Here is a 26,040-nt window from a genome sequence, read left to right as displayed (position 1 = left end):
TCAAGGAAATTCGTGCATTATGAAGGCGCATATTTGAGGAATATTGAACAGTTTTTCTTCTTCGGTACTCAAACTAACATCTCGTTGCATTTGATCTTCACTATCCACTCGGTGAATGGAAATTTTCAAGAAGAAGCTTATTGGTTACGCCATAGCATTTGAGAAGAGGAAAAGCATTTCTTTAGCTTCTGCTCTGACAATCAATCCTAATTATCGACAGATGAGGTTAGAAAAAGCGTTTGTTACAGCCATAATATCTGAGGCCTGCAAACAACTTGGATGCATTAAAATTATTTTACGCAAAGTGTTGACTGAAAACACTCAGTTTTTTACCAATCAGAGATTTATTCGAACGATACCATTTAAATTGATCCTTCATTATTCATATGCATTAGAGTTAGTTAAATGAATGATAGATCGTTGTACGTTTTGGTTACCGTACTCGCTTGTTAAACACGGAATGCAAAGTAGACACAAAGTATTTATCATTGCTCCAAAATCAAAACATCGTCTTGATGATTTTCAATATTGTTTTGATCATAATTTAGAAAATACGCAAAGGAGGATTAAAACTCATCAAAACACTCCCATCAAAAAGCGTTTATGTTATCACTAATCATAAAGAAGGAGTTTTACAGTAATGACCACCGGGAAGTGCTTGTAATTGTCTAATCTTAAGTCTTACAACTTATTGCGTCATTTTCGAGATAAATACCTTTAAAAGTATTACTTCAAGATCACAGTCTTGCACACGATCTCTATTTCTCTTCGGACTATATATGCGGATGTTGTTTATTATTGGATTGCCCGTTCGTAACCAAATTTGCCAATGACGAAACTAAAAAGCGGTATGTCAAGTCTCGGGAAACATTACGGAGGTGTCGAGATGCTCTTCCTTGCAAAAGCATTTGAAACAAATATTTTTCAGTATGCTATCAGCCAATGCTCAGGATGTTAGAATAAGCCACAAAATAACGTCCCCCTAAACGGCTGGATACAAAATATCCTAAAGCTGATCCAAGAATGCTCCCTTCTTGAAAAGAACCACTATGTAAAAGCCGTTACCAGGACTGCACACTCACTCTGAGGTCACAAATGATTTTTTGCTTGACCATATAGAAAAATCTCAATCTTGAGCATAAACGGGAGAGCAGTCCTAAAAGCACAAAGCATACCTCTTTCAAGGACATAGTTATGCTACTTACTTAGCGAAGCAACTTCTTATCGGTAAGACTGTTCCACAATAGACGTAGCGCAAATAGCAACTACTGCCCTCCTGCTCTTTAATCTCCTAAAAATTAGCTATCGCTACAATAAATTTCAGCATTCAAATTTATACATACCCCTATTTAAAAAACTTGATATACCCAGCAATACGTGTACTAACCACTTGGTATATTAATTAAAATATTGTATATTTTTCGGTATGTAGTCATGGTGGGGGTGATATGCACAAAGAATTAATATTTCGGTTTTATGGACCTGTCGTTGCACTGTATTTTTCTGATATGGTGCTCTTTTTAAGTAACCTTTTGGAACGCTTATCACATAACATCCTCATCGGTTTTCCTGGATGTGACCATGGCTGTGGGAACCCTTACACCCTATCCTTTGAAAAAAAGCCGCCTTGTGCGTATTAAGAACTCACTACGATTGATAGATTTATACAAAAGGTGGATTATCATCTATAGCCTCCTTTTATTGATTGCTTTTGCCTTCTATATCTTTATGTGTTTATTTGTCACTTATTTTTTCAATATATTTTCGCAATATTATCAATGAATATTTAAAGATTATCATATTCATGTAACTTATTTTTATCTTGGTATAATATTTTCTCTTATATTGTTATCTCAGCTACTTACTAGTTTTCTATTTATAAAACTGAGTAAAAGAATGAATTTTATTTTACTACTGCTTCTTCCAGCTTCTATGATTTTTACCGTTGCTTTCTTCGAGCCGAGAAAAGAAATTATTGTTATTTTAGTATGCATGATTTTTTATCTCATTAAGTATACATATATTCGTGTAGAAATTACCTTGCACGATAGTATTAGCGACAATCTCAGGGCCACATATGAATCTTTCTTGTCAACCGTTGGAAAGCTTAACCTATTAGTATTTTTTTACATGAGCGCATATATGGTAAATATGTTTGTTTTTTTTCATTAGTTTACGTTTTTGGTGTATATTTATTCATTTATTTGTTTGTAGTGCTTTTTTTAGAGGGGACCCCAAAAAATCTCAGTGAGATTACCTTATCATTATCACGCGCGTTTCATGGGGTGTCGTAGTGGAGCATTTATATATCACTGTAGGATTTAGGGGCTTTCAACCTCCAATCTCCGCTTTTTATAAAGTTGGGCGCGTCATAGGCACGGTTGTGCATAGCTAATAGCAAATATCCGCAAAATTTTCCCCTAGGTAAAATATGATCTAGTTTGTTGTTTAATGATAATAACTGCGTACCGTCAAGTATTCCTACTTTTTCTTAATTGCCAGTAATTCTTGAGGAAAATAGTATAGCAAAATCTATACCATCTAGATTATAATAAACCTTGAATGAATCAATAATTATGTAAATTAAGGTAGCGAATAAACTTTCTTTATTAAACACGCACATTCCATAATACCAGCTGGCGTTTTTTCGTTTATACGAATAATCTGGCCAGCGCATACAACGTTTTGATGACTGTTCTTAAGAAAAGAATATGGATTTTAATATATTTTTTATTTGAAGGGGGGGCACACGGAACTAGCCTATATAGCATATTCAAGAGCTGGATTAACGTCTTGGTTATTGTATAAAGCGGATATTTTTTATCAATTTACTAACAGACCAACCATCTCATAAACTATGATGAAACTGTAGTTTTAAATATTTGCTTTCTAGCTCTTCATAAATACCAGCAACAAACAGTAAATTGTCAATCATATCAAATAAAAAATTTTTACTTGTCCAAATTGGATCTATGATAGATGCCTTTAACTAGCTCGTCAGATTTTGTATCAAGTTTTAATACGTTTTTAAAAGAGGAGTACCTAAAACAATATCCTCACTTTTTGATTAAAATTTATGTAAGAAAATACAAACAGTCCCTTCTGTTGGCCCGTAAACATTCCACAAATTATACTTAACAGACCAATCTTCAAGAAAACTGATTTTAAAAGTGTCTCCACCAACAATTAAATCTTGGAGTGTAGTTTCGTTTTTTAATAAACCATTGGCTACTATGGGGTAAGCAAAACTCTTTGCTTTATACAAGTTAATAAAATTAATTCACGCCGCAGTATCTAAAATTTGATTTTCTAGAATAACAAGCGCGTGCCCTTATAGGTCTACGCATAATCAAACGCAGATCGTGGCTATTTTCCCGCCAATCAATGTAACGGTTATACCCATAATCACTCTAGTTGGAAGAGGATGCACTTGAGCAACGCCGACTATTTGAGTGTAGCATTTTTTTAAACGCCCACAATCGCATTAAGTGGTGGCAAAAGCACTGAGCCTAAATTTATGTTAACCTCTGCAAGATCATTTTTCGGAAATTATAAGTTATTGGCAGTTGTATTAGTGCAATTGGTAAATTCACGTTGTATAGAACCTGCGCACTTGGTCCCATCATTGATCATATTTACAGCTTTTTTGGATTCATTAAGACTTCCCACCACCAACACCACATCGTCTTGATATTCCAAAAACTAAAGAGATCGAATATGCCTGGGCATATTTGCTTATCTATCCTCTCCATGGCTTCAAAGAATTTAATTAAAGCCCCTTGGGCATCTTGGCCGATATCTTTTTCAAGTTGCTTGGCACTCATTCCCATTCAACGCAAAACATCTTGGAGCTTCTTTCCTGATTTTTTCGCTGTTTTCAGTTTTCTGAGCATAGCATTAATAAAGTCGTATCTGCTTTTTAGGGATATTATCAAGGATGATAAAAACACCAGCAAGAGCACTTGCTTGCACAGTGGTTAACCCAAATTGCCGTGTTTACCATCAATGTAATTGAGGTCTAGCACCATATCTTTGGCTTTAGCTGGCGTATTATCAAAAAGACAGTTGATGACATCTTCAGACCTAGTTATTGTAGTTATGGGAATTTGATAAACATTGGCAAGCTTTACCGTAGCACCACCAGCTTCTTCTGCAGATCAAAAGCGGTTGCCATCTTTGCAACCAACCGTATTGATGAATACAGATAAGATTTTAGTGGCAATACTCAGTTACCCACCGCTTGCGGCAATTTGTGTAAAGTTTGCGACTGCAAAGAAGAAACTCCTGCGACATAGTTTTAGGGTTTTGCTTAGCTTCTCAAGGCCATCAGGGGTTTCAACATTGACAACTTTGCGTACAACCGGCTACAGCCCCTTTCAAAATCAATGGCTGTCTTAATAATAAGGGCAGACAAGGTCACTCTAATGTTGTGGCATTAACTAACTAACCTCTTAGATTGGTTCGTTATGCGAGAATACCCTGGTGTTTTGCACCAATCGATCAAGAGCGATAGAATGACCTTTAATTGCTTTTGGTTTTAGATTGAGTATTTTCACGATATTACTTAAGCAAATAAACTGCAGTATAGTAACAGGCATTTCTTAACTGCTCTCTTTATCCAGGATATCATACAGTTTTTGAGCTGCCAGTGTTTTAGTTGTTGTAAATTCTGTATAATGCTTTATTTTATCGCCATACTTTGTAATGTGGATGACATGAGCCTTGAAATGATCGTTTCTGATAACCCCATGATCTGAAGACTGACCACCACCCTGCGGATAAAAGGCTGTTTGATCAAGGATAATAAAGATACCTTTATCATCTTTTTCTGCTTCTTGAATCAAATCTTTAAAATGAAACTCGTGTGTATCTTCTAAGTACAATGTTTTAGTAGCTATATGTTCACCATTAATTTGTTGTGGCAATCAGTATTATCATTTTAAAATAAAGGATAGGTATAACCATAATATCATAAAATAAGGATATCTAGACTTATTATCTTAATATTATCCTGCTATTATCATAAGATCAAATGGTTCTCTCATTTAATCCCTATCGCTACTTCAGTTTTTGTCTCTAAAAAATGAAGAGTCAAAAAAATTTCATTTCCAAAAAATCAAGGTAAATCAATATTTTTATGACATACGCACCTCCACCAAAGTGTTCGTATACATCGGAGCAGGAGAGGATAAAAAAGAGATTTTAGGGGTGAAATGGCGCAATTGGAAAAAGTGCAATATAGCTCTCAATTGTCATCGCAAACCCTGAAAAAGTGTGGCAATTCAGGCATTTACTGTATTGCTTCGTCATCTGCGATTCCTCACAATAACAGCTTTTGGTGATGGTAAGAGTAGTTTCCTTAAAAAATCTGGCGGTGTATTGGTGTTCTTTAGATTCAAATCTCATACGCCTTCTATTGTGTTGCAAAAAATAATCGCCTTTAAAACAATGAAAAGCAAGTTTTATATTGCAATGCCTTGTGCGGATTCAATTTCTGCTCTTAGTATATTTTCAATTGGGTTTTGCTGAAAACAATAAGTCTCTTGTAGGTTAGTAAAAAAAGCGTTCCTGCTTAAATGAACTTAAAATGAGGCCTTGTTCTAGCAGCTTCTTTTAATTTATATTTACTTGGTTTTTTTACCTAGCCAAAAACAGCTTAGTTAATTTACATTGCTACGTGTTTATTTTGGATAGATGTGCTGATTTAGCGTTTCGAGGTAGAGTTGGGGAGTCTGCGGCCTTGAATGATTTTTCCTTCGTTGCGATATTCTGAATAAGCTTGGGTGTATCTCTGTCTATGAGGAGATCATTCACCGAAATACCGAGTTTCAGAAGGTCAGCTTCAAGAAGGGGAAACTTCTTCTCCAGAAAGGCCTCGATTGTGTGATTGATTGTATCAGCGACGACTTGCGTGCCTCGATCGATCTCGACGTTGACATGATCGCCGGTGGAGAGCTTGTCAAAGATTGTCGATTTCCTTGTTTCCGGAATTAGCCAAACCTCAAACCAATGCTCAGTTTTTGAGAAATCAGCAATAGTTAGGCTCGCTCCATCTACGGCGATATATCCTTGCGAGAAAATATATGGGGTGAAAGTTTCGGGAATAGCAAAGCGAATGAGCTTGTTTTTTGCACCCGTTTTCACCTCAATCATTTCGGCTGTGGAGTCCACGTGACCAGATAAAGGGTGACCTCTGATCTCCGCGCCTTCCCTTTGCTGCCCGCTCAGCATTTACGAGGTAACCTTTCTTGATGTCACGAAGATAGGTCACTGTTAAGTTCTTCATCATAACCTCAAGGACCCACTTGTCTTTAGCCACTTCATGCGTGGCGGTAAGACATACGCTATTGATGGATATGCTGGCCTCCCCGGGTTAAATCACGACAGAAACCACTTGGGGATTGAATGAAGAAAGTTTAAAGTTCGTCATTTCCTTCGACAGACTCTACTTTTGCTATGCCTTGAATGATACCAGTGAACAAAATAATTCTTTCATAACGCAATGAGCTCAACTGCCATCACAAGCAGCACACAAGCGATTTGCACTTGTTACGCTTTTCAACTTGCGTTTCCTTGGCCTCAAGATCAAACCTGATCCGGCTTTAGAGAATAATCTAACTGGAGTCAAGATTTTGCTTAGAATGAACAAGGTTAGAACACCGATCTGATCAAAACGCGCTCTTGACTATTGCAAACCCAAATTGATGCTATCAATAGACTTATTGTTAATTGCACCATTTTCTGAAGAATTTTGATAAATCATTAAAATTGCACACGTTTTATGGAATCAGCCATTCGACTGAGTAGAGGGGGTTGTAGACGCGCCGCAGAAAACCCTTCAGTTGGCTGCATCCTTGTTAAGAACGGCCAAGTAATTGCAGATGCACGCGCAACGATTGTGGTCGACCACACATGGAAACCGTCGCCCTACTCATGGTTCTCACGCCCCGAATATTAATAAAGCCCGTTAGAGCGAGGGCAGTGCTCAACTCATTGAAGTTGAAGAGTAAAACGATCAGCTGAATTTGATACCGGTACGAGATGGGCTTGGAAGACTTGGTATTAATGAAATTCTCTGTGAAGGGAGGATGTCTAGGTTCTTATCTAACTGATTATGATTTAGTGAACGAAATAATATGCATTTACTGATGGGTGGATGGAGTTCCGGAACTGGGAGTGACTTCATTCAAAGCTCTCTCATTGGTTTCTAATTTTGTGCTTCATAGGAGCGGATCCCTAGGAGAGATCCTCTACGTTATATGGCGTCGGAAGACACCGAGTAAAAAAATAAAACCATTTTCAATTCAAAGTTAGCTTAGGAGATCTATAGTGCTCAGTGTTAGAAATAAGGTTTTCCTTTCGTACACCGACGTTGACGCTTCCATACGAATTGTTACATTCCGACAGGACGGCATCGATATTGAGCATTCTTCTTTTGCCATAAACGAGGCTAAAATCAGTGCTGATTGCAATGGCAGAGTGCATTACGGGTGGCCTCTTCGGATATCTGCTGTAGCGCAAGAGATTTATCGTCGAAGGAGGAGTGATTTGCTATCTCCGACAGGAGGGCCGTAGTATCGGCCTTAGTGAAAAAATAGCAGCCTACGCTCTACAGAAGAAGGGTATTGATACCTTTTCTGCTAATCTTGCGCTGGATCACCCGGAAGATGCGCGTGATTTTACGATTGCCGTAGAAATGCTTCACGTGCTTAGTATCAAGCGGATTTACTTTCACACCAATAACCCCGACAAGGTTCAAGCACTCGAAAATTCAAGATTGGATGAGCTCGAAGCTATCCCGGTGCCGACATTTCTATCACCCCAAAACAAGTCATATTTGGAAGCAAAGGCAAAAATAGGTCATCATTTGGAGACTTAAATTCAATGAACACTCTAATAATAAATTTTGTGCTGACAGGTATGGTTTAGACGAAAGAAATGGCGCATCACATCCTAATATTCGTCAGTGAAATAGTTGAAGATATATTGATGGCGGCAGAACTTGGGGCTACGACCGTTCATTTGCATACCCAGAACGAAGCAACGGGTCTTCCCACTTCAGATTTCGCTTACTGGAAAACAATCATCTCTTCGATTCGGAAATTCAATCCCGAGATTATCGTCTGTGCTTCGCTTAGTGGACAAAATATTTCTGACCCTGAAGTGAAGAGGACACCTTTGCGTTGCGAAGGAGAAGCTAAGCCGGATATGGCTTCATTGACCACATCATCTCTCAACTTCGCAAAATCAGTGAGTGTTAATAGTCCTTCGACGATAGATGTGCTAGCGAAGCGCATAACCAAAGTAGGCATCAAGCTCGAACTCGAGATATTCGATCTTGGGATGTCGAATGCCGTCCGATATTTTCAAAAAAATGGTCTGGTATCACAACGTGATCTTGGGCAATCTCTTTGGAGCTCAGCCGATTCCGCAGCACTCTTCGATTTTGGTGGATGAATTGTCGATGGGAAGATTAGACTGCCGCCGATAATGTTAAAACACAAAAGAAGGAACTGATTAGGAAACTTAAAAAGCATTCTGGCAGTTCGATGATCCTATACCTCACATTAAGGGAGAAGGTTATAAGTGCCGTTTTACCTGCAGAGCTCCAAAAAACACGTTGTAAATGCTAGGCATAGACTGGTGCGAACTGGTAAATTGCTAAACAATTGATTTTACATAGTTAAAAGCTCCGGACTTCGCTTTTTCAAGTACGGTGTTTTTCAGGAAAGAGACATATATTAAGAGAAAAATTAGAGAAAAACGGGGTGTTTTTATAGAAGGCACGCCAATTGCAAATAGCAAAAAAACCCGCAAATTCTGAGCTTTTGAGGTTATGCTATTTCGAGCATAAACAAATTCGTTTGGTGTTAATGGCGGAGAGAGAGGGATTCGAACCCTCGATATAGTTTCCCATATACACGCGTTCCAGGCGTGCGCCTTCAACCACTCGGCCACCTCTCCAGAGGCCTGCACACTATACCCATAAAGAAACAACGTGCAAGTCTAAACTATATACTCAAAATTCAAAAAACACTTCATCTATCAAAATGAAGTGTGATACTTGTTGAATAACAAGCACATCCTCTCCTTTTAAGAAAAAAATTTTCCGTGGATACTCTATATCTAGAATACAATCCCTAGTTTATCATAAATAAGCTATTTTTTAGTTCATACACACATTTTCTCACTTATAAACAGCATTATCTTCAAAGAGATTATGCTCCCATGTTTTTTCAAAAACCAAACGATGAAGCAATACCACCAACCTATTATTACTTATTTTATCTAGCAATCAGTAGGGTAAGTTACTGTATTAATTTTTTGATACCCGAAAACGTACTTCATGGGAATCATGAAATTTATTTCAACAAAAATGAATTTATAATGCGCTTGCTTGATCAAACTGTAAATTGCCGTACTCTTCCTCTTAAAATTCTCGTTACTTTATATCATTGCTAAGAGCGCGTACAGCTCGCGCAGTCTCACACTGCAATGCTTTTTTTGCTAAAATTTTCATATCTTCAATACTATGGGTCTGCAAACATGCTTTTACTGAAGAAATATCACAAGCTATCATAGAAAGTTCATTAATCCCCAATCCAGACAAAATCATCGCTGCGAAAGGATCTCCAGCCATACCACCACACACACTAACCCAGCACTTATGTTTTTCTGCACCCTGAATAGTCTGATGAATCATACGCAAAACCGCTGGATCAAGACTATCAGCTTCAGAAACAAGATAAGGATTCTGTCGATCAACAGCCATGGTATACTGGGTTAAATCGTTGGTTCCAATCGAGAGAAAATCAACATAGGCACTCAAAATATCTGCCATAACGGCAGCTGCTGGAACTTCAATCATAATACCAAGCTTTAATTTTGGTGCACCAATATCATTGCGAATTTCTTCTGTGATCTTTTTTATAGCAAAAATCTCTGAAACAGACACAATCATCGGAAACAGAATCCATAAATCTCCGCCCTCTTTTGCTGCTCGATACAAAGCACGCAACTGAGGAACAAAAAGATCACGCCGACGTAACAAAAGCCGTGTTCCCCGAACACCTAAAAAGGGATTGTCCTCTTTAGACAAATGCAAATGGTGAACCTGTTTATCCCCACCAATATCGAGCGCACGGATAATTAATGGCTTGTCACCTACTGCTGCAATCATCGCGCGGTACACATCAAATTGTGCTTCTTCGTCTGGAATATGTGGACCATCTAAAAACAAAAATTCTGTACGCATGAGTCCAATACCTTCAGCTCCTAAATTGAGTGCAACAGGAACTTGATTCGCGTAATTGACATTAGCCATGATACGGATCCTGTGACCATCTGTCGTTTGCACTGGTAATCTACACACACGTATTTCACTGTTACGCTTTTGCGAAACTATACTCATCTGCCTTTGAGCATCTTCAACATCTTCAGGAGCGGGATCAAGATAAATGAACCCATTATCACCATCAATAATAGCCTGAACATCACACTTAATCTCTAAAACGTCCACACCCATAGCAACAACCATTGGAATACCAAGAGTGCGTGCCAAAATAGCTGTATGAGAGAGTGGTCCCCCCCATGCCGTAGCTAATCCCTGCACTTTTGCACAATCAAGCTGAGCTATATCAGAAGGAGAGAGATCATCTGTAACAAGAATAACACCGTATGGAATATCATTGAAAAAGAATGATCTATACGATGGATTGATTTCACCTAGAACACGACGACCAACATCAATTAAATTAACAGCACGCGCCGCTAATAAAGGATTATCCACCTTAGAAAACATATCTGCAAATTGCCGAACCGCTCTATCCCAAGACCAAGCAATACCATGACCTTCTGCCATAAAACGGCAGGCTTGAGCTATCAGATCTTCATCCTCAAGCAAAATCATTTGCGCAGAAAAAATCGCAGCAGAATCTGCCCCCATACGTGCCGTAATATCAGCAATAACAGAAGCCATTTTATGTTTTGTTTTTGTAAGAGCATTTTCAAGACATGCCGCACCAACTGCAAAATCTACTGGCTGATCTACTATGGAAATATCATTTTGTTTTAAAACAAAAATATTGCCAAAAGCCAGCCCTGAACTTGCTCCAACACCAGAAATACTTCCTTGTCTGAAACGCGGATACCAACCATGAAAAGTCTTTGTTTGAGATTCTATTTCTCTCATCATACATTTTTCACTTACACTTACTTTCTTCACAACAGAAATCGCATCCCTAAGAAGTCGCGCGCCTTCTGCAGCATCCGTTGAAAAAATGAGAACATCACCGTTTTTTGCTCCTAATTGCAATAAACCAACCAAACTTTTCATTTCAACGGCATACTGACCATGTCGAACTCTGATAGAGCTATGAGCTTTTTTTGCGAAATCAACCCAAAGAGAAGCTGGGCGGGCATGAAGCCCACTTGGATAATCTAAAATCCATTCCTGACACACCGAAAGGTCACCTATAACAGCCTTTCTCATTTTCATACCCTGACCAAAAAGAGTTGTAATAATCTGTTGTTTGTCAGCAGTCGTCAAAAGCGCTTCAAGCCGTTCCCTATCAAATAAAAGATGCGTCAATTGTTTGCAAATCTCTCTATAGCGATCTAGACAAGCTGCAATCGCAATAACTAAACGCGCTTTATTTCCTTCCCTCCATTCAACACCAGCAGGAATCTGTATAACAGCAACAGCATCTCTAATAATTAAATGACGACTTTCAACCATTCCATGAGGAATTGCTATACCATTCCCAAGCCAAGTATTTGTTACTGCCTCACATTTGAGCATGCTTGCCAGATAACATTTATCGACTGCACCAACCCGCATAAGTAATTTAGCAGCAGCATGAATCGCATCATTTTTATGATCAAAAGCAGCTGCAAGTTGTACAGATCTTATAGACAAGACTTCACTCTCACTAAAATCTGTATTCATCGTTTCTACTTCCTCACATCTCATAATGCATTTAAGCCGCCTCACATTTGAATATGAACATGTCCGATAAATTTTATTTCAAAGCAACATTCCCCAAAATACAAATTATAAATAACACTACGATTTTCCTTTTTGTACGGAATATAACCAAGTAAGGCGTTTAAACACCCGAACATGAACTATCAAAATTGGATATCGCTGTCCCCCAAGGAGCTTAAAATCACTATAAGAAAACCTGTTTCCTACTTTTTACTGCGCAAAGATAAATACTCTGATTTTTACATACCCAATTAACTGAAAAGCTATTTTTTAAAATGCTCCCATCATTTCAAGCTATTCGATATAACTTGTCATCATTCCTCATATAAGAAAGCAACTCCCCAATCACCCGCAACTTTAACTGACATTCTAACTGATCCCCCTAAAGTGAGCAACCCACCTTTTTCTTTTTCTGCTCCATTATAGGATCACAAATTTCTACATGTAGTTTATCTTCTTAAAATTTTACGTGGCTAAACATCTCATGGCATCAAATCTTCAAGGTATAACCTTAACGATATTGTAGGGTTTCTTTTTCTTAAATAAATATAGCAACTACAGCATATTCTTTGTCTACATCCTATAAAGTATTTCTACCTAAAACCCATATGCTAAACAGCTAAAATTAATCAAAATGCCACACACGTGCCTTTAATTTTTAGGTACCCTGATAAATAAAATCAAAAAATCTACACACTGAAAAATGCTTTTATTTTAAACCACTCTTTTCTCTTAAATATTCATAACGTTTATTCACAATGCTCCATAATAAATCCATCAAAAATACTTTTGATATTACTGATTACACACCTGACATTTCGATTATCTCAAACCCAATCCCTTTGAATATCGCTTTACTTTAGATTCATTGCCCCTCTAAACGCACATCATTTGCAAAATAGTTTTAGTCAGTAACTCCCATAATCCCTCTTACATATTTTTTTCTTCTAAACAGAAAGCCTAAGCAATATCCATAACCATTTAAAAAATATTATGAACACCATCGATACCCATAAACTGGCTTATCTTTACCAAAATGATCGTATAAATATTCCCATAAAATTTCTTTCAAATGCTCTGAAAATAACTCATTTAGCACTTTTTCATGCATAAAGAGAAAAAATTTTTCTCATAGGCATACAATAAATTTATCGATGAATTCTAATCACTTCAATGTCCTCAGTGCAAACCAAACAAAACAAAAATCTTTTAATTGTTTGAGGAAAATAATTATTCTAATCTTGCTTTTTCAGTTTTCTATATACAGCTCATTTTATTATGGCATCAACGCAAAAAAGGAAAGATAGTGTTCTATCTTTCCTTTCTAAAATTCATAATTTCAAAACTGAAGCCCAACGGCACATCAGCTTATAAAAAACGTCATAGCCTATTCTGCTACTTCTACCATAGGAACGACGGAAACATAGGAACGGTCATTTGCTTTTCTTTGAAAAGAAACCGTGCCATTTGATAATGCAAAAAGGGTATGATCTTTTCCAATGCCAACATTATCACCAGGGTGCCAGCGTGTACCACGCTGGCGAACAATAATATTTCCAGCGACAACGGTCTCACCACCAAATTTTTTAACGCCAAGACGTTTCGATTCTGAATCGCGACCATTACGCGAGGAACCACCAGCTTTTTTATGTGCCATGAAGTTCTCCTTTAATCTTCTTTACTCTTTGATGCCACAGCTGCTTTTTTCTGCGACGCAGCCTTTTTTTCAGCGGTTTTGTCAGCTGTTTTCTTAACAGAAGCAAATGCTTTTGTTTCCTTTTTTGCCTCTTTTGATGCAGCTGATTCCTCTTTAACTGATTTTGTAGCTATCTTTTTAGGCTTTGCACCACCCATTAAAACTTCTAGGATGCGAAGTGTTGTTAGTTCTTGGCGATGACCACGTGTACGCTTCGAATTTTGACGACGGCGCTTCTTAAATGCGATAACCTTACGCCCACGTGTTTGCTCTACAATCTCAGCCGTAACCAAAACATCAGCGACAACAGGCGCACCAATAACCGCATTACCTTCTTGCCCAACCATCAATATGTCATTGAACTCAACAACATCACCCGCATTGCCAACAATTTTTTCAACTTTCACCATCTGGTCAGCAACAACACGGTATTGCTTACCACCGGTTTTAATGACTGCGAACATTTTTTGTCCTTTCGTTCATTCCAGCCCTTATTTGATTTCCACCTCATCAATAAGAGAAAATAGGCTGCTTTTTATCAGTCGTAATCGGATTTCAAGAAGGATAAAGACACCCTTCTAAACGCAAACACGCGCAGATCCCTCCCCGCTTGTATTTTGCATATATGACGGAATTTCTATTCTCTGTCAATAAAGTCCCACAAAAAAGCAAAAAAAGGGTTGTACTAAAAGCAATTGGAGGTTATCTACCCACCATATACTTAAACAATATGAAGTTTTGTCGCACTTTATATGGAGAGATGGCTGAGTGGTTGAAAGCACCGCACTCGAAATGCGGCATAGGGGCGACTCTATCGGGGGTTCAAATCCCTCTCTCTCCGCCAGAGTATTGGATAAAATACTCCCTTTTAAAATATCTATAGCTTGTTTGTAGCTTGTCAGCAGGTTTTACATCAATTTCTTTTTTTCAAAGTTTTTTTAAGGGGTTCTCAAAGAGTCTTCAAAATTCGTTCAAAGATCATTTAAAGACCCTTTTAAGGATCTTTCTCTTATTTGCTAAAAATTACAATTTGCAATTATGAGCTTCTTAGCAGAAGTTGGATTATTTGAACTACATGTATAAGATGTATTTACCCTCTTTTATCTTAAACTGGCTAAAGGTTTCTTGGATCTGAAGCACATCATTAAAAGACAGTAGAAACTTCCCCTTTAATTACGCAAGTAGCGCAGACATCATCTGGTAATTTTCCCGCTTAAATAAGTTCTTTCCATAGTAATCCTCAACACCAAAATAAGGTGGATCAAGATAAAACAAAGTATTTAGTCGATCATAACGTACAAGAAAATCAAACCAATCTCGATGTTCAATGGGAACACCCACTAAGTGGCAGTATATAAACTTTAATAATCCCTCAAATTTAAAACGATTAAACCGTGCACCACGGTTAGGATCAACGCCAAATGTTCGTTTTGCCACCTGCCCACAAAAACCCAAACAATGCAAATATAAAAACCGTAAAGTCCGCTCTAAATCCGTGAGGAGTTTTGGATCTTGTAAAGCGAAACATTGAAGCACCTCACGGTTGCTTATCTGGGACTACAACAAGATCTATAAAAGGGTGATAATGGCGTTGTAACATCTGAAAAAATTCACCATATCACCTGAGTGATCATTAATAACTTCATATAAGGATATTGATTTCCTCCTAAAGAATATTCCTCCCATTCCAATAAAAGGTTCAGCATAAGTGCCAATGGGGGATAGCTTTTATGATTTTGATATAGGTACTACACTGGCCATGCAATAACGCCGACTAATCCCCAAGCCAATTAGACCACCTGCGGAAACAGGAAGGTTGTGAAGCCGAAAGCAATAGAACAGTACCGAACGGATAAGCCACGCATCATCAGTAAGCCTCTAGCGTGCATAGCTTATAGATTCTGGAAACAGACAATTATTATAATTCAGACAATTAAAAATCGGGTCTTAGGCTTTTTAATCCAGTGGACAAACACGAATGATATGGCCGTCGGGATCTTTGGTTAGGAAGGTACGTCCAAATACAGTAGTATAGGGTTTCTTTAATACATTTATCTCAACGCTGGTTTGCTCTTGCCATTCTGCATAGAGCTTATCTACGTCCTCTCCTGTCGGCAACATAATGCCGATTTCTGAAAAACGAGGCACATTTCTCTCAGGCACATCACCTCCAGACCATAGTGCAAAAAGCGCATCTCCCGAAGAAGTAAATGCAACATAGCGTGGTGAGACGAATACAGGCTCTTTTTTGAAGATGAATTTGTAAAAAGCGGTAGAACACTCTACGTTTGATACGTATATCAACTATAGATTTGGGGTGACAGAATAAGTAGGTATATTGCTCACGAATTCCTCCTATTTAGTCGTGATCTTCCGAGTCTCTATACCTATGTAGAGAATATTTCAACAAGAGTTTGTGATGCTGCCGTTCACGGTGTGCTCTGTTTATATGTTTTTACTCGCTTATTGCTATATGCTAAAATATTGAAACCGCTATTACATAGTTTTCGCCAACTTGATTTTGCCACCAACATAAGCAGCAGCTGGTTCTATAGGACCAACAATTTTAATGTTTCTTTACAAAGTGTATCCATAATTTTTTAAATATTCTTCTACCTATATACTAGCCATCTTCTCATTGTTTTAAGTAATAAGAAGTGGCTGCTATGTTGCGTTGTCTGATCTCGGACGGATTGGTCACTAACTTGTCCCGTTGGCTGAGTGGCCAACCCAGTCTTTATTCTTTGTTACTTTTTTCCTTATCGCGTGCTTCTAGAGTAATTTCTACGGTGTATCCACTTTATTCTTCATAATAAATGCACGGATACTGTTCTCATAACCTCAAAGATGATTTGCAGCCCACTGTTACTTTGTGGAACCTCTAAATCATTGCCGCTATCGTTAAATTCCACTTCAAATGTATCGGCTTCACTGCCTGCATGTTCGGTGATAGTTGCCATTGACAAAGACGCTGGTAAAAATCTCATGAACAAGCTTGTTCCTACTTTCACCCCTATAAAGGGATGTATGTGCATTAATCGCATATCCGCTCTACCACGCTGTTTTCTCATGCATCATCAGGCAGAATAACAGTTAAACCCCGTGGCAAAATTGGTCCATATTCTATAATCTCTGGATTGGCTGCCAAGCTGACTTCTAGATAACACAACGGCATCAATTTCGCTATAGCCCAAAAGCTCAGCAGCATGCAACCGACGTGCTCCAGCAATCAGCGCGTAATTTCCTTCTTTAGCATTGGGCGTATGGCGCACAGTGATCGGATTTATCAATTCCTCTCACACCATCGGTTGTGCCAACGCCTTGGCACGCCCATCATCAACAGGGCGAATACACTCGGGAACAACAACCACATCGAGAGGAATTGTTTGAAACTGTGCCATAACGCCCCCGCTTTTTCTATTTCTTCAAAAAAAATCCATCGCACACCCTGCCCATCTTCGATAAGCTTTGGCAAAAACTGATTCAATTATATTTATTCTGCACGTCTTGCCTGAATATGTGCCAACAATCCTAATGTTGAACTATCGCGTTTATCAGCTTGGTTTTCTCCTCGGAGTATTGGTAACAATTCATTTGCCAATTCTTTACCAAGTTCAACACCCCATTGATCAAATGAATTAATGTTCATTAAAATGCCTTCGACAAAAATACGATGCTCATAAAGTGCAATGAGGCGACCAAGGGTAAAGGGTGTCAACAAATCTTGAACTAACGTAATACTAGGGCGGTTTCCCTCAAAACTTCTATGAATAGCTAAATTGTCTGATTCACATTTATCAATTTCATTTTTTACAAGGATACTCCGAGCATCTTCAACACTACGTCCTTTCATGAGAGCCTTTGATTGCGCTAAGCAACTCGCTACTAACATGTCATGCATAGTATGTAAATTTTGCTCATGTCCTTTTATAAATAAAATAAATTCTACAGGAATAACATCTGTTCCTTGATGTAACAGTTGAAAAAAAGCATGTTGTCCATTCGTCCCTGAATCACCCCAAACAACCGGACCACTTGAAAAATTTAATGGTTTGCCTTCCAAAGAAATCTGCTTACCATTTGATTCCATATCAAGTTGCTGCAAATAAGCTGGAAAATGTGCTAAACGCTGTGCATAGGGAATAATAGCACGTGATGAATAACCACAAATAACACGATGCCAGAATCCTAAAAGAGCAAATCGAATAGGAATATTTTTATGTAAAGGCGCTATTTTAAAATGTTGGTCCATCTGCAAGGCGCCTTTCAGAAATTGACGGAAATTCTGCCCTCCTATTGCTAACATAACAATAAGACCAATCGCTGACCAAATGGAATAACGCCCTCCAACCCAATCCCAAAATCGAAAAACTCTTGAAAAATCTATGCCAAATTCCGCTACTTTATCAAGCGCGCTCGAAACAGCAACAAAATGTGTGCAAACAGCTTTGTCCCCTAAATGTGAACGAATCCATTGACGCGCAACTTGAGCGTTTGCCATTGTTTCAGCTGTTGTAAAAGTTTTAGAAGCAATGATAAACAGCGTCGTTTTTGGATTTAAAACAGAGAGAATATCAGAAATATGCGCACTGTCAGCATTAGAAACAAAATGACAATGCGGACCATCATGATACGGTTTTAAAGCATTTGTAACCATTGCAGGTCCAAGATCTGAGCCGCCAATACCAATGTTTACAATATCAATTATCTTCTCACCACCACTTCCCTTATAGCTGCCATTACGCACTCTTTCAGAAAATCTTTCCATATCGTTAAGAACAGCTTGAATATCCGGAATAATATCATAGCCATTCAACATAAGAACTTTGTCAGCAGGCAAACGTAATGCAATGTGAAGAACCGAGCGCTTTTCAGTTGTATTAATGATCTGGCCCGAAAACATTGCCTCACGCCGACCTAACACATCCGCTGCAACAGCCAAGTTATCTAGAAGTTGTAATGTCTTAAATGTTACGCCACATTTCGAAAAATCGAAAAGGAGATCATCAAGTTTTAAAGAAAAATGAGAAAAACGTTTCTCATCTTCTAGGAAATGCCTACGGATATCATTCACCCCATCCTTTGTAGCATGTCTTCTCAAAGCTTTCAAAGCTGCCTCAAAAGCTTCTTCATTCCGCATCAACAAGCCATCTCCTTTAGTCTTATTTTCCAATTATCATTGACTATGAAATTTACACTCATACAATAATAAAATAGAGAGCGTCTCCTTTATTGTAACCAATTTTTACTGTTTGCATAAAAAATGAAGGTGGAAAGGTAAAATACAAAAATGACATTTTTTAAACACAAATAAAAAATTTAAAACTTCTCTATAAAGATAAATCATTCAATTTGTCTAAGTCCCTTTGTTAAGTGTAGTGCTTCTTCCGATTTTGGTCTTATAAAACGCCCAAGAAAAAGGTAAACAACCGGAGTGAGATACAACGTAAAAACAGTTGCTAAGCCCAAACCACCAACAATAACCCAACCTAAAGCTACACGTGCTTCCGCACCAGCACCTTTGGCTAGAACTAAAGGAATCCCCCCTAAAATGGCACAAATCATTGTCATACAAACTGGACGAAGACGAATATTCGCCGCCTCTTCTACAGCTTCACGTACACTTCTACCTTGATCACGTAACTGATCTGCAAATTCCACAATCAAAATCCCATTTTTAGCCATAACACCAATCAATAAAATTAATCCAATTTGACTGTATATATTAAGACTCACTCCGCTCAAAAGCATAGCAATGACCGCACAACCAATCCCTAATGGGACAGTAGCCATGATAATGAAACCTGAAATAAAACTTTCAAACTGTGCAGCCAAAACCAATAAAATAATCAAAAAGGCAATTCCAAAAACAATTGTAAAATTGGAAGATGTTTCATTAAGCGTTTCGGCTTCCCCTAAGGGGATCACGTAGGTTCCTTTCGATAACAGAGGAGATGCAATTTTCTGTACAGTCTGGTAAGCATCCCCCAAAGCGATACCTGGAGCAATATTTGCACTTAAAATGATAGCATTCATGCGCTTTTCCCGTTTTAACTGGGGGGCGATAGCTTTTTCATGCAAACGCGCAATAACCGATAAAGGAACATATCGATTGTCTTTGGTCTTTAAAAAAATATTTTCTAAATCACTAGGACTCTTCATAGAATTTTTACGTGATATCAGTTTAACATCGTAAGAATGATCATCTACGTTAATGGAACCAATCTTTTTACCATCCAACATTGCTTGTAATGTATCACCCAAATTGGTGATATCAATCCCTAAATCGGAAGCTTTTTTTCGATTGATTTCAATAAAAAATTGCGGTTGTGTGGCATCAACAGTAAGACGTGGACGAATAAAACGCGGATCAGCTTGTAAAGCACGCACCAACTTATCAGCAATGGGTTGTAATGTTGCATAATCATTGCCAAGAATTGCAAATTGTAACCCTTGCCCCGTTCCTCTCACACCTAGAGAATTTCCCTCCGCAGCAAATACAAACACTGCCGGAAACTGTTTAACCTTTGCATTAACATCTTTTACGATTTCTTTCTGACTGCGTAAACGTTTATCCCAAGATGAAAGCAATAAAACCAAAAAAGCAGTATTGGGTGAACCACCAATACCAGCGATAGAGTAACTATTAGCAATCTCACCTGCATCACGTAATGGCTGTAGACTTTCTTCAATTTGCTCTACCTGCTCATTCAAATATTGTGTTGAAATACCTTGTGGTCCATTAATGACCAAAAAGATAAGAGCCCTGTCTTCTGCTGGCGTTAATTCTTGTTGCAACTTCGTATAGCCTCCAAGGCAAAGAACTGCAAAAACAAACGAAGCAAAAACAACCGTCCAAGGCTTTTCTAAACACTTATGTAAACTGTCGGTATATGCCTTATGAAACAAAGAACCCAATTTATATAAAAAAGTAAAATGATGATGAGTCTGTTCCTCTTTCTCCTCAATATGTTCTTTAAGAAAACGTGAAGCCAACATAGGACAAAGCGTTAAGGCAACAACTGAAGAAAGCAAAATAGAAATTGCCAAAACAAAACCAAATTCTCTAAAAAGTCCTCCAACTTGTCCAGGAAGAAAGGAGATAGGGACAAACACAGCCACTAAAGTCAATGTTGTTGCGACAACGGCAAAAAAGACTTCACGGGTTCCTAACACTGCTGCAGCTCTAGAACCTATCCCCATATTGCGCCATCGAACAATATTTTCCAGAACAACAATGGCATCATCCACAACAAGCCCTGTTGCCAAAACAAGTCCTAAAAATGTGAGAATATTCAATGAAAAACCTACGAGATAAATAGCTGCAATGGTACCAATCAAAGCAACTGGAAGAGATACAGCAGGTATCAGCGTTACACGAATGTCTCTGAGAAAAAGAAAAATAACCAAAATAACGCTTAAAACAGCAATAACCAACGCCACTTCAACCTCATGAAGAGCGCTTTTAATAAAAATTGCATCGTCACTAATAACGTCTATATGTACAGAAGCAGGAACGATACTTTTGAGATTATCAACAACGGTTCTCACACCTGCCGAAATATTAAGGGTGTTGGACTGTGCTTTACGCACAATCCCTAATCCAATCCCCGTTTTTCCATTGATACGAAGAATAACATTTTCTATATCGGGTGATAAAGTAACATGCGCAACGTCACCAAGATGTACATGAGGCTTTAAAACAACTTGTTCAAAAGACTCTGGTGTTGTTAAACGTGCCGTGGCATGAACAACTAAAGTTTGCTTAGAATTGCGTAACGATCCTACTGGCACATCCGTTGTCATATCAGCAAGAACACGTGAAATATCTGCGACAGTTAATCCATAACTTGCAAGTTTTGCTTGATCTATATCAATCTGAAAAATCTTTGTGCGAGCACTATCGACCTGTACATCACCGACACCATCAACAGCAGAAATCGCATCAACAATCTGATCGTCTACAACTGTTGTTAAATCATCAATACTCATTGTTGGTGAAGTGACAACTAAATACATCATGGCAGCAGCATTCGAATCTGCTTTAATAATCAAAGGTGAATCTGCATTTTTGGGTAAAGAATAAGCAATGCGGGACAGAGCATCCCGAAGATCAGATGCCGCTACATTCAAATCAACTCCGACATTAAAATTAATCTGCACACGGGAGCGTCCAAAAGAAGATGTTGAAGAAATCGTCTTAACACCTGAAACACGAGAAACAGCATCTTCTATAACTTTTGTTACTTCACGATCAATTGTTTCCGCTGATGCACCAGAAAACATCGTCACAATCGTTGTTACTGGCGTATCAACATCGGGTAATTCTCTCACATCAACATTCAACCATGCTGCAAATCCTGCAATGATAATCATGGCATTTAAAACAAAAGTAAAAACTGGTCTGCGAATAAATAAAGCAATGAGACCACTTTGCTTCACCTGCGACATTGGCTGCTTTGTGCTCAATTCTTGGCTCATTGTATATCTGTTCCATAAATTAATGATAATTGCTGTTGATGGGTTTGTGGATCATCTATAGTTACTTTACTTCCTGGATAAAGCGTTTGTACTCCTTGAATGACAACTTGATCACCATCTTCTAGGGGAGCTTTTACAAAAACCTGATCCGCTCTATGTTGAATAATTGATACGGGAATAGACTCTACTTTTCCTTCTCTCACACGCCAAACGAATGACCCTTTACTATTCCATTGAACCGCAAGAGGATTAACGACAGGGAAAGAACCACCATGAAATCGCAAGACGACAGAAAAGGACATACCAGACATGAGCGTATCTTTTTCATTATTGATTTCAACCTGAGCATGAAGTGTGCGGCTTTCTGGATCAACAATATTATCAATTGCATAAATATGACCAATAAAAGATTTATTTGGTTGCGCAGTTAATGTTGCCGTTACCTCATCTCCTTTATGGATGAGTGATACATATCGTTCAGGAGCCCATATATCGACCAAAATCCGTTCTCTATTCTCAATACGAGCTATTACGGTATTAAGGGTCACGCTATCTCCCGCATCAACTGGTAAAATACCAACAACTCCAGGAATCGGCGCACGAATCGTCCGCCGATCAAGATCTACCTCAGCATTCCGCAAAACCAAATTTGCGTTCTCCAGCTCTAAACGTGCTGTAATTTCTTGAACTTCCGTTGCTGTATTGCTAGCACGTAATTTAAGAATGCGTGAAAGCGTTAACGCATTATTATCACGTTGTACTTTTGCTTTTGCAACCGCTATTTCCTCTTTTTTAGAATCAAGCTTTGCAATCACATCACCTACTTGTACTTTCGTACCAGCTGACACAAATAGCTTATCAATAACACCTGAAGATAAAGGGGTAAGCTCAACTTTTGCAAGTGCTTGTCCACTGCCTAGAACATTAAGTTGTTCATAAAAAGCTTGAGTTTTTACAAGATCAACGACAACATTTGTCGGTGGCCTTCCTCTTTTTCCTTTTGAAGCTTTATATGATACACTCGTTTTATCCACTATAGAAATGGGTTGTTCTGCACTCTGTTTCCCAGCCCAATAAGTAATCGTTAGAACGACAATTAAAAATACCAATGGAAAAATCTTTTTTAATAATGCCATATACCCACCCTTGCTGTATCATGAATACGTAAATTATTCTGAAACAGTCCTCAACAGTAACATCCGAGTTTCATATAAAGATTGAACTGCAGGCAGCATGTCTTATCCCCACCGAAAAAAACATATCTCATCTTTTGCTTGACTATCTTTCGTAAATTAAAACGTCAAGTTAACTATCGTTCATCTTGAATTATACCGTTCATACAACCAAGAAACAGTCATATCACAATACAGCTAAACCGAAAATATACGGTAGCCTTTTTTGAAATGTATCCTTGACAAAATGATAAAATTTTCAATTTCAACAAGTTTTACTTGCAATTCCCCAATGAAACGATTAGGAACCCCTTGTCTTGATAAGACAAAATTGGATAGTGTGTGCACCCGTAGCTCAGCTGGATAGAGCACCAGACTACGAATCTGGGGGTCAGGAGTTCGAATCTCTTCGGGTGCGCCATTGTGTGGATTTTCCATTTTTTCAGTAATTGTTGGAATTGTAAATAGTATCCCTTCTCATTGGATCACTTTCCATTTGTATTTTATAGTGTTGCCAGATGGCACCATACGTGCTTCTCTTGATTGCGAATCAGAGCTTCTTTTCGAGTTATTTTTAGATGCATCAGATTCTAAGGTGTGCTTACTCTTCAAAGATGGCAGTTTTTGAAGATCTCTTTCAGCTCTTAAAATACAAAACAAAATATTCTGTCTTCTTTTGAAGAATCTTTATCATTTTCATAAAAACTCCTGCCACAAAATTTTTAGGCCTTCAGCATTCTTTTTTAGTAAGATAGAAAAAGTCCTGAATAGAGTGAATTGTTTAGAGAATCAAAAAGTGCAATAGAGTGCTCCCATAAAAATTATAAATACTTCCATTTTACGAAAGCATTCTTGCTTGCACAGTATGCTATCAAATTTTATAATGCACTATCCTATCTCTACATGCTATAGGCTTTCTCATCCAATTTATAATACACGCCTCGATGTCAACTAAAGCTAAATTTAAAGAATTTTCCTATGACTAAAACAGATATTGAAATTGCTCGCACTGCTCAAAAACAACACATTACTGAAATTGCACAAAAAATTGGTATCGCACATGAAAATCTCATTCCTTATGGACATGATAAAGCTAAAATTTCTTCTGCATATATAAAATCGCTTAATAGAAATCCGGATGGTAAACTTATCCTTGTCACGGCAATCAATCCAACACCTGCAGGAGAAGGAAAAACAACAACAACAGTTGGACTCAATGATGCCCTCAATCTCATCGGAAAAAAAACAATAGCTGCCTTAAGGGAACCGTCTTTAGGTCCGTGTTTTGGTATAAAAGGTGGTGCTGCTGGCGGTGGTTATGCCCAAGTCGTACCAATGGATGATCTTAATTTGCATTTTACCGGTGATTTTCATGCCATTACAGCTGCTCATAATCTTCTTGCCGCAATGATCGATAATCATATCTACTGGGGAAATACTCTAAATATTGATCCACGCCGCGTTGTTTGGAAACGAGTCCTTGATATGAATGACCGTGCATTACGTGATGTTGTTGTTTCATTGGGTGGAGTAACCAATGGCTTTCCTCGCCAGACAGGCTTTGATATCACTGTTGCATCAGAAATTATGGCACTTTTTTGTCTTGCCACAAATCTAGAAAATCTTACGCAAAGACTCAAAAAAATTATTGTTGCCTATCGTTATGATAAAACACCTGTAACAGTTGCTGATCTCAATGCCGAAGGAGCAATGACGGCTCTTCTCAAAGATGCTATGCAACCCAATCTCGTACAAACAATTGAAAATAACCCTGTTCTTGTTCATGGAGGACCTTTTGCCAACATTGCTCATGGTTGTAATTCAGTTATAGCAACAAAAACTGCTTTAAAACTCGCGGATTATGTTGTTACAGAAGCAGGATTTGGAGCCGATCTTGGAGCAGAAAAATTTTTCAATATTAAATGCCGACAAGCAGGTATTGTACCAAATGCAACAGTGATTGTTGCAACAATTCGTGCATTAAAAATGAATGGTGGTGTGAACAAAAATAATCTGGCAGAAGAAAATATCACTGCTTTACAAAAGGGAGCAGTCAACCTTTTACGGCATATTAAAAACATAGAATACTACGGCATCCCTTGTATCGTTGCCATTAATCATTTCAACACTGATAGTGATGCTGAAATAAGTACATTACAAAAAATAGTCGCAACAACCGGATACAAAGCTATTGTCTGCAAACATTGGGAACAAGGGGGTAAAGGTGCTGTAGAACTTGCACAAGAACTTGTAACTTTGATTGAAGAAAAAGATTCCCATTTCAAAGTTCTGTATCAAGATGATTTGTCACTCGTTCAGAAAATTAATTCTATTATAAAAAATCTCTATGGTGGCCGTGGAGCTGTAATTGCAGATCCCATTCTCAAACAGCTGGAATCTTGGGAAAAAGAAGGTTATGGTACATACCCTATTTGTATGGCAAAAACACCCTATTCATTCTCTGCTGATCCTACTCAATATGGTGCTCCTGTCGATTTTGAAATTCCTGTGCGTGAAGTTCGTCTCTCAGCAGGCGCAGGCTTTATTGTAGTTATTTGCGGAGATGTTATGACTATGCCTGGCTTACCACATTACCCTGCCGCTGAAAAAATTTATCTTGACGAAAATGATCAAATCCAAGGACTTTCATGACCTTAGACTTATAAACTCAATCGTCCATTATAAAAAAGTAGCCCATAGTAACA

Annotated in this window: 19 protein-coding genes, 3 tRNA genes and 4 pseudogenes; 8 read left to right on the top strand and 18 right to left on the bottom strand. The window is 38.1% G+C overall.

Translation table 11 applies throughout. The features are described from left to right. Positions 1-1,711: 1,711 nt before the first annotated feature. Positions 1,712-2,294, top strand: a pseudogene (locus J7R07_RS08550) (MFS transporter); the annotation flags it as partial. A 1,341-nt stretch (positions 2,295-3,635) separates the two neighbouring features. Here J7R07_RS08550 and J7R07_RS03910 read toward each other — a convergent pair. Further along, positions 3,636-3,824, bottom strand: coding sequence for a hypothetical protein (locus J7R07_RS03910; RefSeq protein WP_208435621.1), 189 nt, complete (start codon positions 3,822-3,824; stop codon positions 3,636-3,638). A gap of 292 nt (positions 3,825-4,116) precedes the next feature. Between J7R07_RS03910 and J7R07_RS03905 the strand changes: the two genes are divergently transcribed. Next, positions 4,117-4,398: a hypothetical protein gene (locus J7R07_RS03905; protein WP_208435620.1), complete on the top strand. Its 282-nt coding sequence runs from the start codon at positions 4,117-4,119 to the stop codon at positions 4,396-4,398. 203 nt (positions 4,399-4,601) lie between these two features. Here J7R07_RS03905 and J7R07_RS03900 read toward each other — a convergent pair whose 3' ends face one another. The 4 genes from J7R07_RS03900 to J7R07_RS03885 form a co-directional block, all read right to left on the bottom strand. After that, the gene (locus tag J7R07_RS03900; protein WP_208435619.1) at positions 4,602-4,925 is read right to left on the bottom strand and encodes an alanine--tRNA ligase-related protein; all 324 of its coding nucleotides are present in this window, start codon (positions 4,923-4,925) and stop codon (positions 4,602-4,604) included. Positions 4,926-5,673: 748 nt separating this feature from the next. Next, positions 5,674-6,228: a riboflavin synthase gene (locus J7R07_RS03895; RefSeq protein ID WP_425489182.1), complete on the bottom strand. Its 555-nt coding sequence runs from the start codon at positions 6,226-6,228 to the stop codon at positions 5,674-5,676. After that, entirely contained in the window at positions 6,146-6,319 is a 174-nt protein-coding gene (locus J7R07_RS08590; protein WP_425489179.1) for a hypothetical protein, read from the bottom strand. Before J7R07_RS08590 ends, J7R07_RS03895 begins: the two co-directional genes overlap by 83 nt. 443 nt (positions 6,320-6,762) lie before the next feature. Further along, positions 6,763-6,912: a hypothetical protein gene (locus J7R07_RS03885; protein WP_208435617.1), complete on the bottom strand. Its 150-nt coding sequence runs from the start codon at positions 6,910-6,912 to the stop codon at positions 6,763-6,765. A gap of 417 nt (positions 6,913-7,329) precedes the next feature. Here J7R07_RS03885 and J7R07_RS03880 point away from each other — a divergent pair, with 417 nt between their 5' ends. Genes J7R07_RS03880 through J7R07_RS03870 form a run of 3 tightly spaced genes read left to right on the top strand, consistent with a single transcriptional unit; the run spans position 7,330 to position 8,457 of the window. Continuing rightward, positions 7,330-7,575: a hypothetical protein gene (locus J7R07_RS03880; protein WP_208435616.1), complete on the top strand. Its 246-nt coding sequence runs from the start codon at positions 7,330-7,332 to the stop codon at positions 7,573-7,575. Beyond that, on the top strand, positions 7,544-7,879 hold the full coding sequence (locus J7R07_RS03875) for a GTP cyclohydrolase II (protein WP_208435615.1): 336 nt from the start codon (positions 7,544-7,546) through the stop codon (positions 7,877-7,879). The genes J7R07_RS03880 and J7R07_RS03875 overlap by 32 nt, the downstream gene beginning before the upstream one ends. A 59-nt stretch (positions 7,880-7,938) precedes the next feature. Then, positions 7,939-8,457, top strand: coding sequence for a 3-keto-5-aminohexanoate cleavage protein (locus J7R07_RS03870; RefSeq protein WP_208435614.1), 519 nt, complete (start codon positions 7,939-7,941; stop codon positions 8,455-8,457). 417 nt (positions 8,458-8,874) lie between these two features. On the opposite strand, the gene J7R07_RS03865 is transcribed toward J7R07_RS03870, so the two are convergent. From J7R07_RS03865 to rplU, 4 genes are all read right to left on the bottom strand, one after another. Next, a tRNA-Ser gene (locus J7R07_RS03865) sits at positions 8,875-8,964 on the bottom strand. A 478-nt stretch (positions 8,965-9,442) separates the two neighbouring features. Further along, positions 9,443-11,947 (bottom strand): phosphoenolpyruvate--protein phosphotransferase, encoded by a 2,505-nt coding sequence (ptsP, locus tag J7R07_RS03860; protein WP_208435613.1) that lies wholly within the window; start codon positions 11,945-11,947, stop codon positions 9,443-9,445. A gap of 1,426 nt (positions 11,948-13,373) precedes the next feature. After that, a complete protein-coding gene (rpmA, locus tag J7R07_RS03855; RefSeq protein WP_208435612.1) occupies positions 13,374-13,643 on the bottom strand; it encodes a 50S ribosomal protein L27 in 270 nt (89 codons plus the stop codon). An 11-nt stretch (positions 13,644-13,654) separates the two neighbouring features. After that, a complete protein-coding gene (rplU, locus tag J7R07_RS03850; protein WP_208435611.1) occupies positions 13,655-14,146 on the bottom strand; it encodes a 50S ribosomal protein L21 in 492 nt (163 codons plus the stop codon). Positions 14,147-14,436: 290 nt separating this feature from the next. On the opposite strand from rplU, the gene J7R07_RS03845 reads away from it, so the two are divergent. Next, positions 14,437-14,526, top strand: a tRNA-Ser gene (locus tag J7R07_RS03845). Between the two features lie 172 nt (positions 14,527-14,698). Here J7R07_RS03845 and J7R07_RS08545 read toward each other — a convergent pair. The 9 genes and pseudogenes from J7R07_RS08545 to J7R07_RS03805 form a co-directional block, all read right to left on the bottom strand. Beyond that, positions 14,699-15,447 (bottom strand): annotated as a pseudogene (locus J7R07_RS08545) (DNA adenine methylase). A 191-nt stretch (positions 15,448-15,638) separates the two neighbouring features. Beyond that, positions 15,639-15,986 carry a VOC family protein gene (locus J7R07_RS03835; protein WP_208435610.1) on the bottom strand — a complete coding sequence of 116 codons (348 nt, stop codon included), beginning with the start codon at positions 15,984-15,986 and terminating at the stop codon, positions 15,639-15,641. Positions 15,987-16,181: 195 nt separating this feature from the next. After that, a pseudogene (locus J7R07_RS08585) lies at positions 16,182-16,276 on the bottom strand (DNA adenine methylase); the annotation flags it as partial. A 213-nt stretch (positions 16,277-16,489) separates the two neighbouring features. Next, positions 16,490-16,669: a hypothetical protein gene (locus J7R07_RS03830; protein ID WP_208435609.1), complete on the bottom strand. Its 180-nt coding sequence runs from the start codon at positions 16,667-16,669 to the stop codon at positions 16,490-16,492. Between the two features lie 80 nt (positions 16,670-16,749). Next, the gene (locus J7R07_RS03825) at positions 16,750-16,857 is read right to left on the bottom strand and encodes a tail protein X (RefSeq protein WP_246464841.1); all 108 of its coding nucleotides are present in this window, start codon (positions 16,855-16,857) and stop codon (positions 16,750-16,752) included. Beyond that, positions 16,844-17,083 (bottom strand): annotated as a pseudogene (locus J7R07_RS03820) (ParB N-terminal domain-containing protein); the annotation flags it as partial. The gene J7R07_RS03825 and the pseudogene J7R07_RS03820, both read right to left, overlap by 14 nt. Positions 17,084-17,175: 92 nt before the next feature. Next, the gene (gene pgi / locus J7R07_RS03815; protein WP_208435649.1) at positions 17,176-18,822 is read right to left on the bottom strand and encodes a glucose-6-phosphate isomerase; all 1,647 of its coding nucleotides are present in this window, start codon (positions 18,820-18,822) and stop codon (positions 17,176-17,178) included. Between the two features lie 203 nt (positions 18,823-19,025). Further along, the gene (locus J7R07_RS03810; protein ID WP_208435607.1) at positions 19,026-22,163 is read right to left on the bottom strand and encodes an efflux RND transporter permease subunit; all 3,138 of its coding nucleotides are present in this window, start codon (positions 22,161-22,163) and stop codon (positions 19,026-19,028) included. Beyond that, positions 22,160-23,299 carry an efflux RND transporter periplasmic adaptor subunit gene (locus J7R07_RS03805; RefSeq protein ID WP_208435606.1) on the bottom strand — a complete coding sequence of 380 codons (1,140 nt, stop codon included), beginning with the start codon at positions 23,297-23,299 and terminating at the stop codon, positions 22,160-22,162. The genes J7R07_RS03810 and J7R07_RS03805 overlap by 4 nt, the downstream gene beginning before the upstream one ends. A gap of 380 nt (positions 23,300-23,679) precedes the next feature. Here J7R07_RS03805 and J7R07_RS03800 point away from each other — a divergent pair. Both J7R07_RS03800 and J7R07_RS03795 read left to right on the top strand, forming a co-directional pair. Further along, positions 23,680-23,756: transfer RNA gene (locus tag J7R07_RS03800), tRNA-Arg, on the top strand. A gap of 557 nt (positions 23,757-24,313) precedes the next feature. Next, the gene (locus J7R07_RS03795; protein WP_208435605.1) at positions 24,314-25,987 is read left to right on the top strand and encodes a formate--tetrahydrofolate ligase; all 1,674 of its coding nucleotides are present in this window, start codon (positions 24,314-24,316) and stop codon (positions 25,985-25,987) included. The last annotated feature ends 53 nt before the right edge of the window (positions 25,988-26,040 follow it).

Origin of the sequence: Bartonella phoceensis (genome assembly GCF_902825145.1) — a bacterium.
GTDB lineage: Bacteria > Pseudomonadota > Alphaproteobacteria > Rhizobiales > Rhizobiaceae > Bartonella > Bartonella phoceensis.
Note: the sequence above shows the minus strand (reverse complement) of the source record. Positions and strands in the feature narration are given on the sequence as shown.